The sequence below is a fragment of the Binatus sp. (SeqCode) genome, assembly GCF_050013435.1.
Classification (GTDB): domain Bacteria; phylum Desulfobacterota; class Binatia; order Binatales; family Binataceae; genus Binatus.
On record NZ_JBEKFG010000075.1, the window covers coordinates 1 to 16,851 of the forward strand.

At 61.2% G+C, this 16,851-nt stretch carries 19 protein-coding genes; 8 read left to right on the forward strand and 11 right to left on the reverse strand.

All coding sequences use genetic code 11. From position 1 onward, the window contains the following. The 7 genes from ABSB13_RS13850 to ABSB13_RS13880 form a co-directional block, all read right to left on the reverse strand. Positions 1–762: NADH-quinone oxidoreductase subunit N (locus ABSB13_RS13850; protein WP_428109512.1), on the reverse strand; the 762-nt coding region annotated here is incomplete at its 3' end. Then, positions 759–2,342 carry an NADH-quinone oxidoreductase subunit M gene (locus tag ABSB13_RS13855; protein WP_428109514.1) on the reverse strand — a complete coding sequence of 528 codons (1,584 nt, stop codon included), beginning with the start codon at positions 2,340–2,342 and terminating at the stop codon, positions 759–761. The genes ABSB13_RS13850 and ABSB13_RS13855, both read right to left, overlap by 4 nt. Beyond that, entirely contained in the window at positions 2,342–4,264 is a 1,923-nt protein-coding gene (nuoL, locus tag ABSB13_RS13860) for an NADH-quinone oxidoreductase subunit L (RefSeq protein WP_428109517.1), read from the reverse strand. Before nuoL ends, ABSB13_RS13855 begins: the two co-directional genes overlap by 1 nt. 9 nt (positions 4,265–4,273) lie before the next feature. Next, positions 4,274–4,576 carry an NADH-quinone oxidoreductase subunit NuoK gene (gene nuoK, locus ABSB13_RS13865; protein WP_333648409.1) on the reverse strand — a complete coding sequence of 101 codons (303 nt, stop codon included), beginning with the start codon at positions 4,574–4,576 and terminating at the stop codon, positions 4,274–4,276. Further along, positions 4,573–5,106 carry an NADH-quinone oxidoreductase subunit J family protein gene (locus ABSB13_RS13870; RefSeq protein ID WP_428109521.1) on the reverse strand — a complete coding sequence of 178 codons (534 nt, stop codon included), beginning with the start codon at positions 5,104–5,106 and terminating at the stop codon, positions 4,573–4,575. Before ABSB13_RS13870 ends, nuoK begins: the two co-directional genes overlap by 4 nt. Continuing rightward, entirely contained in the window at positions 5,106–6,221 is a 1,116-nt protein-coding gene (locus tag ABSB13_RS13875; RefSeq protein WP_428109524.1) for a complex I subunit 1/NuoH family protein, read from the reverse strand. The genes ABSB13_RS13870 and ABSB13_RS13875 overlap by 1 nt, the downstream gene beginning before the upstream one ends. After that, the gene (locus ABSB13_RS13880) at positions 6,211–6,711 is read right to left on the reverse strand and encodes an NADH-quinone oxidoreductase subunit NuoE family protein (protein ID WP_428109526.1); all 501 of its coding nucleotides are present in this window, start codon (positions 6,709–6,711) and stop codon (positions 6,211–6,213) included. Before ABSB13_RS13880 ends, ABSB13_RS13875 begins: the two co-directional genes overlap by 11 nt. A 234-nt stretch (positions 6,712–6,945) precedes the next feature. Here ABSB13_RS13880 and rsmD point away from each other — a divergent pair, with 234 nt between their 5' ends. The 4 genes from rsmD (at position 6,946) to ABSB13_RS13900 (ending at position 10,674) form a co-directional block, all read left to right on the forward strand. Beyond that, on the forward strand, positions 6,946–7,560 hold the full coding sequence (rsmD, locus tag ABSB13_RS13885) for a 16S rRNA (guanine(966)-N(2))-methyltransferase RsmD (RefSeq protein ID WP_428109557.1): 615 nt from the start codon (positions 6,946–6,948) through the stop codon (positions 7,558–7,560). 16 nt (positions 7,561–7,576) lie between these two features. Next, positions 7,577–8,092 carry a pantetheine-phosphate adenylyltransferase gene (gene coaD, locus ABSB13_RS13890; protein ID WP_428109529.1) on the forward strand — a complete coding sequence of 172 codons (516 nt, stop codon included), beginning with the start codon at positions 7,577–7,579 and terminating at the stop codon, positions 8,090–8,092. A gap of 132 nt (positions 8,093–8,224) precedes the next feature. Next, on the forward strand, positions 8,225–9,424 hold the full coding sequence (locus ABSB13_RS13895) for a pyridoxal phosphate-dependent aminotransferase (RefSeq protein ID WP_428109531.1): 1,200 nt from the start codon (positions 8,225–8,227) through the stop codon (positions 9,422–9,424). 5 nt (positions 9,425–9,429) lie between these two features. Continuing rightward, on the forward strand, positions 9,430–10,674 hold the full coding sequence (locus tag ABSB13_RS13900; protein WP_428109534.1) for a glycosyltransferase family 87 protein: 1,245 nt from the start codon (positions 9,430–9,432) through the stop codon (positions 10,672–10,674). On the opposite strand, the gene ABSB13_RS13905 is transcribed toward ABSB13_RS13900, so the two are convergent. After that, positions 10,671–11,108, reverse strand: coding sequence for an NUDIX domain-containing protein (locus tag ABSB13_RS13905; protein ID WP_428109536.1), 438 nt, complete (start codon positions 11,106–11,108; stop codon positions 10,671–10,673). The genes ABSB13_RS13900 and ABSB13_RS13905 overlap by 4 nt on opposite strands. Positions 11,109–11,136: 28 nt before the next feature. Here ABSB13_RS13905 and ABSB13_RS13910 point away from each other — a divergent pair, with 28 nt between their 5' ends. Then, on the forward strand, positions 11,137–12,159 hold the full coding sequence (locus ABSB13_RS13910) for an alcohol dehydrogenase catalytic domain-containing protein (RefSeq protein WP_428109539.1): 1,023 nt from the start codon (positions 11,137–11,139) through the stop codon (positions 12,157–12,159). 134 nt (positions 12,160–12,293) lie between these two features. Here ABSB13_RS13910 and ABSB13_RS13915 read toward each other — a convergent pair whose 3' ends face one another. Continuing rightward, positions 12,294–12,470 carry a hypothetical protein gene (locus ABSB13_RS13915; RefSeq protein WP_428109541.1) on the reverse strand — a complete coding sequence of 59 codons (177 nt, stop codon included), beginning with the start codon at positions 12,468–12,470 and terminating at the stop codon, positions 12,294–12,296. On the opposite strand from ABSB13_RS13915, the gene ABSB13_RS13920 reads away from it, so the two are divergent. Then, positions 12,463–12,741 carry a hypothetical protein gene (locus ABSB13_RS13920; RefSeq protein WP_428109544.1) on the forward strand — a complete coding sequence of 93 codons (279 nt, stop codon included), beginning with the start codon at positions 12,463–12,465 and terminating at the stop codon, positions 12,739–12,741. The genes ABSB13_RS13915 and ABSB13_RS13920 overlap by 8 nt on opposite strands. A gap of 474 nt (positions 12,742–13,215) precedes the next feature. On the opposite strand, the gene groL is transcribed toward ABSB13_RS13920, so the two are convergent. Next, a complete protein-coding gene (groL, locus tag ABSB13_RS13925) occupies positions 13,216–14,916 on the reverse strand; it encodes a chaperonin GroEL (protein WP_428109547.1) in 1,701 nt (566 codons plus the stop codon). A gap of 205 nt (positions 14,917–15,121) precedes the next feature. Between groL and ABSB13_RS13930 the strand changes: the two genes are divergently transcribed. Beyond that, the gene (locus ABSB13_RS13930) at positions 15,122–15,589 is read left to right on the forward strand and encodes a hypothetical protein (RefSeq protein ID WP_428109549.1); all 468 of its coding nucleotides are present in this window, start codon (positions 15,122–15,124) and stop codon (positions 15,587–15,589) included. 317 nt (positions 15,590–15,906) lie between these two features. Here the strand turns inward: ABSB13_RS13930 and ABSB13_RS13935 are convergent, their stop codons facing one another. Further along, a complete protein-coding gene (locus ABSB13_RS13935; RefSeq protein ID WP_428109552.1) occupies positions 15,907–16,191 on the reverse strand; it encodes a hypothetical protein in 285 nt (94 codons plus the stop codon). 313 nt (positions 16,192–16,504) lie between these two features. On the opposite strand from ABSB13_RS13935, the gene ABSB13_RS13940 reads away from it, so the two are divergent. Further along, positions 16,505–16,851 (forward strand): YfhL family 4Fe-4S dicluster ferredoxin (locus ABSB13_RS13940; RefSeq protein ID WP_428109554.1); only part of this gene is annotated, 347 nt, incomplete at its 3' end.

Sequence of the window (16,851 nt, forward strand, 5' to 3'; positions counted from 1 at the left end):
CACGCCCACCGCCATGAAGGCGGTCACCGGAGTCGGCGCGCCCTCATAAACGTCCGGCGCCCACATATGAAATGGCACTGCGGCGACCTTGAAGCCAAAACCGATCAGCATCATGCCGATCCCGAGCAGCAACAGCGGATTCGAACCCATCGCGCCCGAGGCAAGTGCGTCATGAATCGGGCCAAGCTTGATGGTGCCGGTGGCGCCGTAGACCAGCGCGATTCCATAGAGCAGGAACCCTGTCGAGAACGCGCCCAGCAAAAAATATTTTATTGCCGCTTCATTCGATTTGGGGTTGCGGCGCATGATTCCAGCCAGTACGTAAACCGTGATCGACATCGTCTCAAGACCGAGGAAGATGACTATCAGGTCGCCAGCCGCCGCCATCAGCATCATGCCCAGCACGGAAAACAGCAGCAACGAATAGTATTCGGCGCCGGGAATACGGTTCTCGGCGGCGTAATCGAGCGACATCATCACGGTGACCATCGCGCCGATCAAAATCACCAGGTCGAAAAATGCCGAAAAACTGTCGATCGAGATCGCGCCCGCAAAAGCGACACCGTACTGTCCCAGGATTCCAAGCGTGAATACGAACGCAACCGCCAGCGACGCCAGCGTCAGCAGCCCCAGCCCTTCGCTTTCGCCGTCGTCAACGCGCACTCCAGCCAGCAGCACCACCATTGCGGCCACGGTGATCACAACCAGCGGCAGGATTGGCAGCCAGACGAAGTTGATTGCGGCCAGGTTAAAAGGACTCATCGTGCGGCCGCCGCCATCTCGGGTTCGCGGTTTGGTGTGTGCCGAGCCGGTAAAAGAGCAGCCAGACGATTCGGCTGCCGTTCAAGCTCGAGCCGAGCCTGCGCGACATTTACCCTCGCGAGCATTGCAGTCACCGACGGTTCGATCCTGCTGATCAGCGGACGCGGAAAAATTCCCATCAACAGCATCAACGCGATCACCGGCACCATCACGGCAATCTCGCGACCGGTCAGATCCCGGATCGTTTCGTTTACCGCCCTGGTGATCGGTCCAAACATCACGCGTTCGTAGGTCCAGAGCATGTAGAGCGCACCCAGGATAACGCCCAGAACTGCGAAAACAGCAGCCAGCCTGATTCGCAGGAACGCCCCGAGCATGATCAGGAACTCGCCGACAAAGCCGTTGAGCCCCGGCAGGCCGATCGACGAGAGCATCACGACCATGAAGATTGCGGCGTAAACGGGCACGCGCTTCCACAGGCCGCCGAACTCGGAAATCTCGCGCGTATGGCGCCTCATGTAGAGCATTCCAACGAGCAAAAATAATCCGCCGGTGGAAACGCCGTGATTGAGCATCTGGTAAATTGCGCCATCGATACCCTCGGGGTTGAGCGCGAAAATTCCGAGCATCACAAACCCCAAGTGACTAACCGACGAGTATGCAATCAACCGCTTCAGGTCGGGCTGCATCATCGCGACCAACGCTCCGTAAATGATCCCGATTATGGCGAGCGCCATGAACAGCGGAATCGCCTCGACCGCGACGGTAGGAAACAGCGGAATGGCGAAGCGCAGGAAGCCGTAGGTGCCCATCTTGAGCATCACGCCGGCCAGAATAACCGAGCCGGCAGTCGGCGCGTTGGTGTGAGCATCGGGCAGCCAGGTATGCACCGGCCACATCGGCACCTTAATCGCGAATGCCAGCGCGAACGCCGCGAACAGCCACCGGCTCTCGGTAACAGTGAGCGGCACCTGGTAAAGCAGCGGCAAATCGAAGCTGGTCCGGTTGAAATGCACGTGCGCCTGGTGCACGAGGTACAGGATCGCGACCAGCATCAGCAGCGAGCCGACCATCGTGAACAAAACGAACTTGACGGCGGCGTAAATCTTGCGGCCGTGTCCCCAAATGCCTATCAGGAAGTACATCGGAATCAGCATCACTTCCCAAAATATATAAAACAGGAACAGATCGACCGAGAGCAGCGCGCCGAGTAGACCGGTTTCCAGCACGAGTATAAAGAAGCAGAATTCGCGGGGGCGCTCCTCGATATCGCCGCCGCCGGAGTAAAGGAGCGACAGAGTAATCAAAATAGTAGTCAGAAGAACCAGAAACAGGCTAATGCCGTCGATACCGATATGGTATGTAATGCCGAACGCGGGAATCCAGTCATATTGTTCGGCGAGCTGGTACTCGGCGACGTGCGGATTGAACTGCGCCAGGACATAGAAACTCAGCGCCAGCGGAAGCAGCGAAAAAATGAACGCCGAGTTCCAAATCGCACGCTCTTCGCTCTGCATCAAAATGAACAGCGCGCCGATCAGCGGCAGGAAAATCAACGCTGTAAGCAAGCCGCCGTTCATCAGTGCGTCACCAGGTACAGGTAGTAAGCCACAATGCCCAGCGCGCCAAGGAGATAGACAAATGCATAGTTCTGGACGTTGCCGGTTTCAGCGCGGCGCGCTATCTGGCCTGAAGTCTGGACGGCAAGGCCGGCGCCATCGGCGGCGCCATCGATCGCAAAGCTGTCGATCGCGCGGTTGAGCACATTGTTCGAGACCCAGAACAGCGGACGCGTGACGATTAAATTATACAGCTGGTCGATGTAGTACTTGTTGAGTAGCAAGTTGTAGAGATCCTGCAGCCGCCACGCGAGAAGCATCGGGATTCCCGGCAAGCGCAGATAGAACAGGTATGCGAGCGCTATTCCGAGCGCCGAGGCGATACTCGCGACGAGAGACAGGGAAGTCGGGCTCGCCTCAACGATCGGTCTGAAGGCGCCAACGGCCGGCGCGAGGAATCGCACGAACGCATTCCCCCACAGCAGTCCGTCGGGAAGATTTACCCATCCGCCAACCGTCGCCAGAATAGCCAGTACGATCAACGGAATAGTCATTACCGCCGGCGATTCGTGCAGGTGATGCTGTTTTTCAGAATCGACGCGGGACTCGCCAAAGAACGTCATGAAGATCAGCCGGAACATGTAGAACGACGTCAGCCCCGCGGTGATCACGCCGAGGAACCAAAGCCACGAATGTCCCGAATCGTAAGCGGCTTCGAGGATCAGGTCCTTGGAGAAGTAACCGGAGAACGGCGGCACGGCGGCGATCGCTAGCGTCGCGATGAACATCGTCCAGAACGTGATCGGCAGCTTGCGCCGCAATCCGCCCATCTTGTTCATGTCCTGCTCGCCGCCGAGCGCGTGAATCACCGAACCGGCGCACAAGAACAGCAAGCCCTTGAAGAACGCGTGGGTCATGACGTGGAAGATACCCGACGCATACGCGCCGGAGCCCACGCCGAGAAACATGTAACCGAGCTGACTGATGGTCGAGTAAGCGAGCACCTTCTTGATGTCGGGCTGAACGATCGCGATGGTCGCGGCAAACACCGCGGTAACCGCGCCAATCGTCGCAACCAGATCGAGCGCGCTGGGCGCCATCGTGTAGATGAAACCAAGCCGCGCGATCATGTACACGCCCGCGGTGACCATCGTCGCCGCGTGGATCAGCGCGCTGACAGGAGTCGGGCCGACCATCGCGTCGGGCAGCCATACGTAGAGCGGAATCTGCGCTGACTTGCCGGTCGCGCCGATGAAGAGCAGGACGCCGGCCGCGGTCGCGGCGGCGCCGCCAAGCAGAGCAGCGTTATTGCGAAGCTCGACAAAGTCCAGCGTCCATACGCCGTGCGCACCGAGCGTGGCGACGATGGTGAACATCCCGAGCAGAAAGCCGGCGTCACCAATTCGGTTGACGACAAATGCCTTGCGGCCGTTGTAGGCGTACTGGGGATTCGTGTACCAAAATGCGATTAGCAAGTAGGAACATAGTCCGACACCTTCCCAACCCACGAACATCATTAGCAAGTTGTTCGCAAGAATTAGTATGAGCATCGAGAATGCGAACAAGTTCATGTAGGTAAAGAAGCGCGCAAAGTCCTCGTCGTGCGCCATGTATCCGACTGAGTAAAGATGAATTAGTGCGCCGACTCCGGTGACTATCATCACCATCACGCCCGACAACGCGTCGAGACGCAGGCCGAGCTCGCTGTGAAATCTCCCTGCCTCGATCCATCCCCAAAGATGCACAGAAAGCGCGCTACCCAGGGGCATCCTGAGCAGCGTCAAAAATGCCCACGTCGCAACGCCGAACGCGGCGAACATGACACCCGGCCCGACGACGTTGACCGCGCCGCGTCCATACCTTGGCCCGAGGAACAGGTTGAATACGACGCCGAACGCCGGGAACAGCAGGATAAGCGCGAGTGCTGGAAACTCAACCGCCATTGGTATTGGTCACCATCTCATCAGAGTCAGGTCGTCGGCGTGGACGGTTTCACGATTGCGGAAAATCGAGATGATGATGCCCAGGCCAACCGCCGCTTCGGCCGCCGCGACAGTCATTACGAAGAAAACGATCACCTGGCCGTCCATCGAGCCGAGCCGGCTGCCGATCGCGATGAAGGCGAGATTTACGGCATTGAGCATCAACTCGATCGACATGAACATCACGAGAATGTTGCGGCGGATGATCACCCCGGCCACGCCGATCGCGAAGATGATCGCGCTGAGCGACATCATGTAGGTCAGCGGAATCATGATGCGGCCTTCCTCGCAGCGCGCGGGTCATCCGTGCCCGGCAGCCGCCGCGCCAGCGCAACCGACCCGACCACAGCTGCCAGCAGCAGCACCGAGGTCACCTCGAAAGCGACCAGATAATCGGTGAACAGCTTGCCGGCGAGGCTTGCGAGCGAACCATAGCCCGCAGGCTCGTGAGTGAACTTCACCTGCATATGAGGGGGAGCGAGGATAAAAAACAGCTCAGTCGCCAGCAGAGCCGCGGCGAGTGAGCCGAAAAACTTAAGCGCGAGATGGCCCGTCGGACCGGTCTCGACTTGAAGATTCAACAGCCAAATCACGAACAGGAATAGAACCATGATCGCGCCAGCATAGACGATGATTTGCAGGAAGCCGACGACGACGGCGTCTTCGCCAATGAACAGAATGGCGACGGTCATCAGCGTTGCGATCAAGGCGAGCAGCGAATGAATCGGATTGCGCTGGATGATGACGCCGAGCGCCGAAACGACTGCCAACGCACCGAGAAAAATATACAGAAACGGCGGCATCACTGGACTCTCCCGGTTGCCACCACGACGAATGCGGTCACCAGCACGTTGAACAGTCCGAGCGGCACCAGTCCCTTCCATCCCAGACGCATCAACTGATCGTAGCGGAAGCGCGGCAGAGTCCACCGCACCATGCCGAGAAACATGCACAGCAAGACGACCTTGACCAGGAATGCGACTACGCCCATCAGTGAGATCGCCAGTGCGGGAAGGGCAAGAAATGCGCCGCCCGGAATATGAAATCCGTCGCGCATGAGCCACGGAATCTGCCATCCGCCGAGGAAAAACGTGGTCAGCAGCATCGCGACGAGCGCCTGCTCGGCAAAGTCGGTCAGCATGAAGACCGCCTGCTTGCCGCCGGAGTACTCGATGAAATAACCCTGGATCAGTTCCGACTCGCTCTCCGGCAGGTCGAACGGAATGCGCTTGGACTCCGCAGCGCCCGCCACGAGCAGGAGAAGGAAGGCGAGCGGCTGCGTGAAAATTGCCCAGCGCGGCAAAAATCCAAACCACACACCGCCCTGCCCGCGCACAATTTCCTGCAAGTTCAAGGTGCCGAAGGTCATGATCACCGACACGATCGCGAGCCCCATCGCAAGCTCGTACGAGATCATCTGCGCCGTCGCGCGAATCCCGCCGAGCAGCGCCCATCGATTGTTCGAGGACCATCCTGCGAGCGCGGCGCCATACACGCCAAGGCCGATCGTCGCGAGCAGATAGAGCGCGCCGGCGTTGAGGTTGGCCGCCTCCAGACCGATGCGATGCCCGGCAATCGAAATCGTGTCGCCAAACGGGATCACGACGAACGTGATCATCACCGGGAACAGCGACAGGAACGGCGCCAACGTGTGCAGGAATTTGTCCGCGCCGGCCGGAATGAAGTCTTCCTTGGTGAACATTTTGATCGGGTCGGCGATGCTGGTGTTGATGATTCCGAGGTTCGGCATCCCCATGCGCTTGCCGAGCCCGGTTATCGTGGCGCGATTCGATCCGATTCGGTCCTGGATCAGCGCGCTGCCCTTGCGCTCGAAATAGAGCAGGAACAGCGACAGACTCAATCCGGCCAGGATCATCAGGATCGCTTTGATCGCGCCGGCGATTAACTCAATTGTCACGGGCCGCAAGCTCGTCGATGAGTTTGAGGATGCTTTCTTCGGTGAGGTTCTCGACGTACGCGTCCTGATTGAGCTGAAGCATCGGCGCGGACCCGCATGATGCCATGCATTCGACCGAGCCCAGCGTGAACTTGCCGTCGGGCGTCGTCTCGCCAATCTCGATTTTCAGCCGGCGCCGGATGCAGCCCACGATTTTGTCGGCGCCGCGCAGCCGGCACGAGAGATTCGTGCACACGTCGAGCAGGTAGCGGCCGACCGGCTTGCGATGGAACATCGTGTAGAAGGACACCACCGCGCGCACATGCGCGGGCGGCAGTTCCATCAGATGCGCGACGTAGTCCTGCGTCTCATCGCTGAGCCATCCGAACTCGCGCTGCGCGATCCACAGCGTCGGCAGCAGCGCAGCCTGCCGCGTCGGGTAGCGGCCGAGCAGTTGCCGGTACTCGGCAAGCGCGGCGTCGGAAAACTTGGGCTGCTGGTTTGAGGGCATGGCGCGACTATTATTGATCCTTCAGCATCGAGGTTCTTGAGTTCAGAAATCTAATGATTGGTAGCGAATATTTCGTCAATCCGCCAGAGGCGCGAGCTTGCGCGGTTTAATCTGACCGCGAACTTGCGGGATCCCGGCAGAACGGGTTATCTATCGTCCGTGGCTTCGAGGCAAGAGCCGTCAGCTGATTCGATTAAATCGGATTAGCCGGTTCGACTTGAAACGCGTTCGCCGATTCGATCGAAATACGCCTCGAAGAAAACTGATGCGATGCGAATTATTGCGGGACAAGCTCACGGCAGGCGGCTCAAGGCGCCGCGCGGACTGCATACCCGGCCCACGTCGGCGCGGGCGCGCGAGTCGATTTTCTCGCGGCTGGCGGTGCGGATGGATCTTGGCGGCGTGCGCGTGCTCGACATCTTCGCCGGCAGCGGCTCGCTGGGAATCGAATCGCTTTCGCGCGGCGCGGCACACGTGACGTTTGTGGATTCCTCGCGCGACGCCGCCGCCGCGATTCGCGCCAATCTTGCCCAGCTTGAACTGGGCGATCACGCCCGCATGATCGTGTCCGACGTGCGTCGCGCACTCGGCGAGCTCCAGCGCTCGCACGAGTCTTTCGACCTGGTCTTCGTTGACGCGCCGTTCAAGGACGACATGAGCGCGGAGGTCCTGGCGCTGCTTGGTGAATTCCAACTCGTCGCGCCCGGCGGATGGGTGGTAGTGGAACAATCGAAGCGCGCGCCGGCTGCGCCTCCAGCTCCCAAAGCCCATGAGCGCGCATTTGTTGCAACCATCGGCGATCACCGGATCGCCTTTTACCGCCGACTCAATCCGGCGCCCGGTGCATAGTGATGGCTTCAAAAAAATGACCAACAAAGGCAAAGAACGTTCCCCGTTGATCGCGGTTTACCCCGGCAGCTTCGACCCGATCCACAACGGACACGTCGACGTCATCCGGCGCAGCGTCGCGATCTTCGACGAGGTGATCGTCGCGGTCACCTACAATCCGCACAAGGATGCGGCGTTGTTTTCCGCCGACGAACGCGTCGAAATAATCCGCGAAGTCATCCGCGACCTCGAGCCACGCGCCCGCGTGGACAAGTTCAGCGGACTGTCGGTCGATTACGCGGAACGAATCGGCGCCAAGGTGTTGATTCGTTCACTGCGCGCCGTGACGGATTTCGATTACGAGCTGCAGATGGCGCAGATGAACAAGCTGATGAGCCCGGGCGTCGAGACCGTCTTCATGTTCTCCAATCCGCGGCTGTTCTTCAGTTCCTCGCACCTGATCAAGGAGGTCGCAGGATATGGCAAGCGCTTGCCGGAGCTGGTCCCCGAACTCGTGATCGAGCGGCTGCGCGCCAAGCTCAAAGTCGCTTGAGCCGTGCGATCTGAAAAGCGTGGCGGCGCGTTTCGCCAGGCGTTCTTTCAAACCGCCGGGAAAGATACAATCTGTGCGCATCGGCGCCTGACGAGCGCCCCGCGCCAAACATTCGACAACTGGATTTAACCAATGCTGAAGCTCAATCGCAGAATTGCCGCTATCAAACCGTCCGCGACATTGGCGGCTGACGCCCGCGCCACCGAAATGAAGCTCGCCGGAATCGACGTCATCTCGCTGGGTGCCGGCGAGCCCGACTTCGACACCCCCGAGCGCATCAAGCAGGCCGCCGGGAAGGCGCTCGCCGCGGGCCAAACCAAGTACACGCCGGTGGGCGGAACCGCGGCGCTCAAAAACGCGATCAAGCTCAAGCTCAAGCGCGACAATAACCTCGACTACGAGCCGGGCGAAATAATCGCGTCGGCCGGATGCAAGCAGGCCGAGGCCAACGTGATCGCCGCGTTGTTCGACGAAGGCGATGAAGTGATCATCCCGACCCCGGCGTGGGTGAGTTTCGCCGCGATGGTCTCTCTGGCGGGCGCCGAGTCCAAGTTTGTGCCGTGCTCCGAACGGTCCGGCTTCCTGCTCGAGCCCGAGGCTTTGCGCCGCGCGATTACGCCGCGCACGCGCGGAATCATACTCAACTCGCCGTCGAATCCAACCGGCGCCGTGTACGGACCCGAGCAACTCACCGCCATCGCCAGGGTGCTGGTCGACACCGACATCTGGGTGATGTCCGACGACGTTTACGAGCACATCGTGTACGACGGGCTCGCGCCGCACATGTTCCATCTCGAGCCGCGGCTCAAGTCCCACGGCATCGTATTCAATTCGCTGTCGAAGACCTACGCGATGACTGGCTGGCGAATCGGATTTGCGGCCGGCCCGAAGGAAGCGATCGCGGCTGCCGGACGCTTGCAGAGCCAGAACAGCGGCAATCCCAATTCCATCACGCAAGCTGCCGCGATCGAGGCGCTGACCGGTCCGCAGGACGAGCTCAAACCGATGCTCGAGGCCTTCCGCAAACGCAACGCGCTGGTGGTCGAGCGCGTGCGGCGCATCCCGGGCTTCAAGCTGCCCAATATCCCGCAGGGCGCATTTTACGTTTTCCCCAACGTATCGGAGTTGCTCGGCAGCCGCTTTGGCGACAAGGAAATCACCGACGGCGACGGACTCGCGGCGTTTTTGCTCGACCAGGCGCACGTTTCGCTGGTCGGCGGCAACGACTTCGGCGCGCCGGATCACGTCAGGATTTCGTACGCCACTTCGACGGAGAATCTGAACCGCGCATTCGATCGTATCGAAGGCGCCGTCGCGAAGCTCAAGCGCTAGCCGCGATGGCCGAGCCGGCAGGTTCGCACATCTCTCAGCGGCGGCTTCCGATTACCACGGCTGTGGCGGCGGTCCTCGCGATCGTCGCGGCGCTCTCGCTCGCTCAACGCCTCCGCGCGGTCTCGCACCGCTACGACGACGTCGATTTCAGTTTCTACTATGGCTGGTGGACCGACTATTCGAGCGGCGGCGACCCGTGGATGGTGTCGAGAAAAGGGATCGAGCTGCGGCCCGGTCTGACCCGTCCGCACTATTGCAGTAACACCCCGTTCCTCGTCGAGATTTTTTCTCCGCTGGCCCGCTTCGACCAGAAAACCGCATTCTGGATCTGGCAGGCAGCGCAGATGATGTGCCTGGTGGCCGCCGTGCTGATGCTGGCACGCGGGAACGATCCGCCCTTCGGCGCCGCGCCGACCGTCATCATCCTTTCACTGCTGCTGCTGTCGCGCCCGTTCGCGGGCACCCTGGTCGGTGCCGAAGTCACGCCGACGCTGCTGGTGCTGTTGTCCGCGTCATGGTTCTGCGCGCGGCGAGAGCGTCCGGCAGCCGCGGGACTGTGCCTGGCGCTGGCGGCGTTGGTGAAACTTTATCCGGTGACGGCCGGCGGATATTTTTTGTTCGCCCGCCGTTGGCGTGCGCTCGGCTGGGCGATCGGCTGCTTCACCGCCGGCGTGCTGCTGACGAATCCCGCCCACTGGATCGCGCTCGCGACGCTGGACACGCCCGTTACCTATGGCAACCTGGCGCGCGCCGAACTCACCATGCTCCCTTTCATCCGAAAATGCGTCGCGCACTTCGCCGGCACGACGACCCTCGCGGCGCCCCTGTTCCCAGTCCTGGCAATTACCGCGCTCATCGACCTCGCCCTGCTCGCAATCGCCGCGGCGGCTACGATAACCCGCCGCGAACGCGCCGGCCTCGACGGTCTCCTGTTCGGGATGTGGGTCGCGCTTGCGCTTCTGATGTCGCCGCTTGCGTGGATCCCCGAAACCCTGCTGCTGCTGCCCGCGTACCTGTTCGGGACGCTCGCCGCCTGGGATGGTTTCCAGCGGCGCGATGCAGCCCGGAACATCCCGTTGATCGCGGGCAGCGCGACACTCGCTCTGTGCATCGCGACCGCCCTGATCAAGGCGGTGCCGCATCCGGGATTCCCGGTGCTGTTGGCTGCGTACCTCGGCGCCGCGCTGATCTTCCGGTCGCGGATGAAAATGGATTCACCGCGCGATGAAACCAGTCGGCTCGCGTCCTAGCCGCGGTGCCTGCGCCACGGAGCGGGGAATTCACCGGTCTCGAGCCAGCGCACGTAGTCGGCGAGAATCTCCGCGTGATCGAACGCGAGCGGAGCGGGCGGATTGCGCGGATCGCAGAGCCGGGCGTTCTTGGCATCATCGGCGCCACGCGGCGTGCCCGATGCGCGCGCGACATACACCACCGTGATCGTCTGGCCGCGCGGATCCCGATCGGGCCGCGAATACACGCCCAGCAGCGCGCGAATCGCGACTTCGAGCGAGATCTCTTCGCGTGCCTCGCGAATCGCCGCATCCTCGACGGTCTCGCCAAAATCGACGAACCCGCCGGGAATTGCCCACCCCAGTGGAATATTCCTGCGCTCGATCAAAACGACTTTGTCGCCGATCTCCGTGATTATGTCGGCGGCTATCGGCGGGCATTTCGGCCGTGGCATGATGCGATTCTAACATGGCGGTAACTTTATGCAGGTAGCACGGCTCTACGATTTCGACGACATCCGCGTCGAGGAAAGCCCCCGGCCCGTGGTCGGCGACGGCGACATTCTGATCCGCGCGAGCGCGTGCGGCATCTGCTCGGGCGACATCATGCCCTGGTACCTCAAGCGCAAGGCGCCGCTCGTGCTCGGCCACGAACCGGTCGGCGTCGTCGAGCAGACCGGCGCGGCGGTGCGCGGCTTCAAGATCGGCGACCGCGTTTTCGTGCACCATCATGCGCCCTGCTTTCAATGTGCGGCGTGCAGGCGCGGCGAATACGTACAATGCGCGACCTGGCGCGCGACCAACATCGTTCCGGGCGGTATGGCGGAGTTTTTTCTGGTGAGCGCGGCCAATCAGCGCGACACGTTGGCGCTCCCCGACTCGATGGCCGATGCCGACGGCGTGCTCATCGAGCCCGCCGCCTGTGTCGTCAAGTCACTGAAGCGCTCGGCTCTCAAGCCCGGCGAGACAATTCTGATCATCGGCCTCGGCATCATGGGCATGATGCACGTGAAGTTGGCGCGGCATCTCGGCGCCGGGATGGTCATCGGCGCGGACCTGTTCCCTTCGCGCGCCAACCGCGCGGTCGAACTCGGAGCGGATTGTGGAATCGTCGTCGAGGGCGACAACATGCTCGAGCAGGTGCGCGAAATCACCAACGGCGCGATGGCCGACGTCGTGATCGTCGGACCCGGCACTTCGAAAGCAATCGGCGCGGGCATCGCCGCCGCCGGAAGGGGCGCGACCGTCGTTCAATTCACGGCGACGCCGCCCGGCGACGAACTGCTCGTCAAACCGCACGATCTCTACTTCAACGAGACCCGGCTCGTTCCGAGCTATTCATGCGGACCCGACGAAACGCGCCAGGCATTGTCGCTGGTCGAGCGCGGCGTGATAAACGCCGCCGAACTGGTGACGCATCGCTTTCCGCTGGCGCAGATCACCGAGGCGTTTGCGACCGCGCAAAGGCCCGAATCGCTCAAAGTAATAGTCACATTCGCGAGTTGAGGCAGCTCGCGGCCGAGCCGCGCGCATGGCGCTGCTAATCAGCAAAGCTGAAGCCGCAACTGAGTAATCAGTCCGGCGAGGGAAGAGCCAATGTGGAACGAGGGCGGTTGCATCAGCAACCGCCCTCGTGATTATCAAGCCTGAGCGAAATTACGGAGTAGCGGGAGCCGGAGCCGGAGCGGGCTCTGGAGCCGTCGCGCCACCAGCCGCTGCACCTGCCGCACCGCCTGCCGCTGCACCTGCCTCAGCACCAGCCGCTGCGCCTGCTTCAGCCGCCTTCCGGTGGCGACGACGGGCCGCGCGATGCTCATGGTGCTCCGAAATCGTCTTCGACGCGATCGCCTCTGCACGGTCCGCAGCCGCTTTCGCATCGCTGGCCGCCTGCTCTACGCGGCTCGCAGCCGCCTGAGCCTGCGCCGCAGCCGCCGCAGATTTCTGGGCCGCCGAGTCCGCGCGGGCCGCAGCCTGATCAGCGCGGTTCGCCGCGTTGACGGCGCGCTGTGCCGGATCCGGCTCGTTCGACGAACATCCTCCGAGCAACGAAAGGGCCAACACAGCCCCGGCAAGACCAACCAGTTTTGAAGATTTTCTCATTAACCCTTCCATTTCTTCCTCCTAAGGAATTCGCAGAAGCATTGCTAAGTAAGTCGCGGCCCCTGCATTTAAGACACTCATCTTTCTCTCACAAACTCCCGGTCCCTTGCAAGCCTTCATAGTGCAAAACGCCGGGGAAAAATACCATTGTTGGACTGACTATATATATTTTGTGCGTCGCGGCGGCGCCTTATGAAGATGCGATAGAAAGTCACAGCCGAGCCAGTGATGCCGATTCCATTTACGTGCACTCGCAGTGGGATATTCCGCTTCATTGCTAGTTTTCTCGCGCTCGGCAGAGTTGTCTGTAGCTACTCTCGACAGTTTACAATGTAACTATAATGAGAGCACAAAAACGACTATTTGATTCACTCGACATCCGGTTCCCGATAAAGCGCTTTCTTGGTTCCCACCGGCACCGTTGCACTGCTGCTCGATAATCACCAATCTCCCGCCGCGCGACTAGAAGTCGTCGCCGTAGTCGTCCATGCCGCCTCCACCCATTCCACCCATTCCACCCATTCCGCCCATGCCACCCATGCCACCACCCATCCCGCCGCCAGGCATCCCCGCCATCGGCGCCGGCTTCTTCGGCGCTTCAGCCACGGCGGCCTCGGTCGTCAGCATCATCGATGCGGCGCTGGCCGCGTTTTCCAGCGCGGTGCGGACCACCTTGGCTGGATCGATCACGCCCGCTTTGACGAGATCTTCGTAAACTTCGGTGGCGGCATTGAAACCAAAATCACCTTTGCCTTCGAGCACCGCGTTGAGAACGATTTCCGGTTCGTGACCGGCGTTACGCGCGATCTGCTTGAGCGGTTCCGCCATCGCAGCCGCGACGATTCCCGCGCCGGCCTTTTTGTCGTCATCGAGTCTGAGCGACTTCACCGCCGCGATTGCGCGCACCAGCGCGACGCCACCGCCGGACACGATTCCCTCCTCGACCGCGGCGCGGAGCGCATGGACGGCATCGTCGACGCGCGCCTTTTTTTCCTTCAGCTCGACTTCGGTCGCCGCGCCAACCTTGATCACGGCGACGCCGCCGGTGAGCTTGGCCAGCCGCTCCTGCAGTTTCTCGCGGTCGTAGTCGGAGGTGGTCTCTTCGATCTGGCGGCGGATCAGTTCGATTCGTCCCTGGATTTCGGATTTCTTGCCGGCGCCGCCAATTATTGTCGTATTGTCCTTGTCGATCAGAACTTTCTTGCACTTGCCGAGCGCGGCGATCTCGACGTTCTCGATCTTGGCGCCGAGTTCCTCGGCGATCAGAGTGCCGCCGGTCAGAATCGCCATGTCCTGCAGCATTTCCTTGCGTCGATCGCCGAAGCCCGGCGCCTTCACGGCCGCGACCTTGATCGTTCCGCGCAGTTTGTTGACGACCAGCGCGGCCAGCGCCTCGCTGTCAACGTCTTCGGCGATTATCAGGAGTTGGCGTCCGGTCTGCACCACGCTCTCGAGCAGCGGCAGTATTTCGCGCAGGTTCGAAAGTTTCTTTTCGTGGAACAGAATCAGCGGCTCGTCGAGTTCAACCGTCAACTTGTCGGCGTTGGTGACGAAGTACGGCGACAGGTAGCCGCGATCGAAGCGCATCCCTTCGACCAGATCGAGCACCGTATCCAGGCCGCGCGCCTCTTCGACGGTGATCACGCCTTCCTTGCCGACCTTGTCCATCGCGTCGGCAACAATTTTACCAATCGACTTGTCGCCGTTGGCCGATATCGTCGCAACCTGCTCGAGGCGCTCGCGCTCCTTCACCGGCCGCGACATCTCCTTGATAGTTGCGACCGCCTTGACCACCGCGGCGTCGATTCCGCGCCGCAGTTCCATCGCCGGGAATCCCGCCGCCAGCAGCTTGATCCCCTCGCGCACGATCGCTCCCGCCAGCACCGTTGCGGTCGTGGTGCCGTCGCCGGCGACGTCGGAGGTCTTCTGCGCGACCTCGCGAATCAGCTTCGCGCCCATGTTCTCGAAGCGGTTCTCGAGTTCGATTTCCTTGACCACGGTCACGCCGTCCTTGGTTATAGTCGGCGAGCCGAAGCTCCGCTGGATCATCACGTTGCGGCCCTTGGGGCCAAGCGTTACGCGCGCGGCTTCCATCACCAGGGTCGCGCCCTTGACAATTCCGACCCGCGCTCTCTCGTGCAGCTCAACCGTTTTGGCTGGCATGTAGGTATATCTCCGTCTTGCTATCTCGCCATGGATTCAGCCCGGCACACCGCCACGCCGGCGGCCGCTGGGCCGTTTCGAATTTAAGCATCGCGTCAGGCAATGCAAGGGGACTGCCGTCAACCTGAGTATCTTTATGAAGTTCGCCCGGCGTGCAAGGATGATCACGGCAGGTTGGCTGGATTTCTGGCGGAGGCTATTCGAAGTGCAACAAATCAACGGGCCCTACCCGGGCAAGCGCGCGGGCGCGGCGATCGCAGCGATCGCGGTGATAGCGATAATCTGTGGAGCAATCGGGATGATGCCGGCTTCGCTCGCGTGGCCCGCGCCGGTCGCGTCACCCGACACCGCTCGCCAGATTAAATCCCAACTTCAACCGCAAGCCTTTCAGCTCGCAGCGCAGCCCCAGGCCCCAGTGGCCCAGGACGAGACCGACGACGAGGAAAAGGACGTTCCGACCAGCCAGGTCGACAAGTACATCAGCGTTTACGAGGCGATGCAGAAGGACCACAACCTGACGGTCGAGCAGGCCGCTTCGAAGCAAGGTCTCACGGTTGCGCAGTTCAGGCAGCTCGAGGACCGGATCGAGCGCGACGACACGCTGCGCGAGCGGGTTCGCAAGGCGCTCAGGCACGCCGTGAATCCCAACAATAAAGACTCGTCGGACGAGTAACCGCCCCGCAGGGCTGAGCCCTGCACCCAAGGTTAAGGCCGCGCTCCGTTGTCTCGCGCGGCCCCTGCCAACGGCTTAATACTGCGCTGCCGTCTCGCCACGGGCAGGGGTGACACCTGCACTCAATGTTAAGACAAAGATGCGGGACTTCGTCCCGGTTAGAACTTTTTTTGTGTCATCCTGAGCGCAGCGAAGGATCTCGCGCGCGAGCGCGTTTGCGGACGATGGGCGCGCGGACAAGACTAAGCGGTGGCGGAGGGAGGTTGCTCCCTCCGCCACCGCTTCACATGGCTAGTTCTGCAGGCAGATCCGATCGATTACTTCGTAACCGAGGTCGAGAACGCCGCTTCGAGGCGCGACACCGCGTCGTTAGCACGACGGACCGCATCCTCTGCGCCGCTGGCCGCAGTGTCTGCCTGCGCAGCAGCAGTCGCAGCCTGATTGGCCGAAGCTTCCGCCGCGTTCGCCGACGCTTCCGCCTTGGTGGCATCCGCTTCAGCACGTTCGCTGGCGTTGTTGATCACCTTCATGTCAGGACCGCACGCGGTCATGAAGGCTGTCACGGCCACGACGCCGAGCACGCTTGCAATTGTCTTTTTCATCCGAGCTTTCCTCCAGTGGTTCAGGTCAAAAGCCAGTCCCCGTACACTAGTTAGTACATATTCAATAGCCAGGGCTGGACGAGTAATCCCGGTAATAGTTGCAAAACACGTTTGCGAACGCAAGGCGATAGAGTCCGCCTCCGGTTCTTTTCGGAACATCCCGCGCGCTACGCGATAAGATGGTTTGAATTACGCGTGATTGACAGACAAAACTTTCAGCAGTTATGGTCAGCTTCGGCAAGCCTATGCTGTTGCGGGCTTTCCTGGTCAGGATTTCCCAAGAAGCATCATTTAACTGAGATTCGGTTACCAGATGGCAACGACGATCACCAACGAATGCATCAATTGCGGAGCGTGCGAGCCGGAATGTCCTAACACGGCGATTTACGCGGGCGGAGCGCCGTGGGAACTCAACGGCGCAACCAGTCCCGCGATCGCACAAGACATCTATTACATCGTGCCGTCGAAGTGCACCGAATGCGTCGGCTTTTTCGACCATGAAGCGTGCGCGGCGGTATGTCCCGTCGATTGCTGTATCCCCGACCCGGCCAACGTAGAGACCGAAGGCGTGCTGCTCGCGCGCGCCCGCAAGTTGCATCCCGACGAGACGTTCGCCGACGACGCACCGTCGCGCTTTCGCAAACCGGCGGCCGCGCCAGC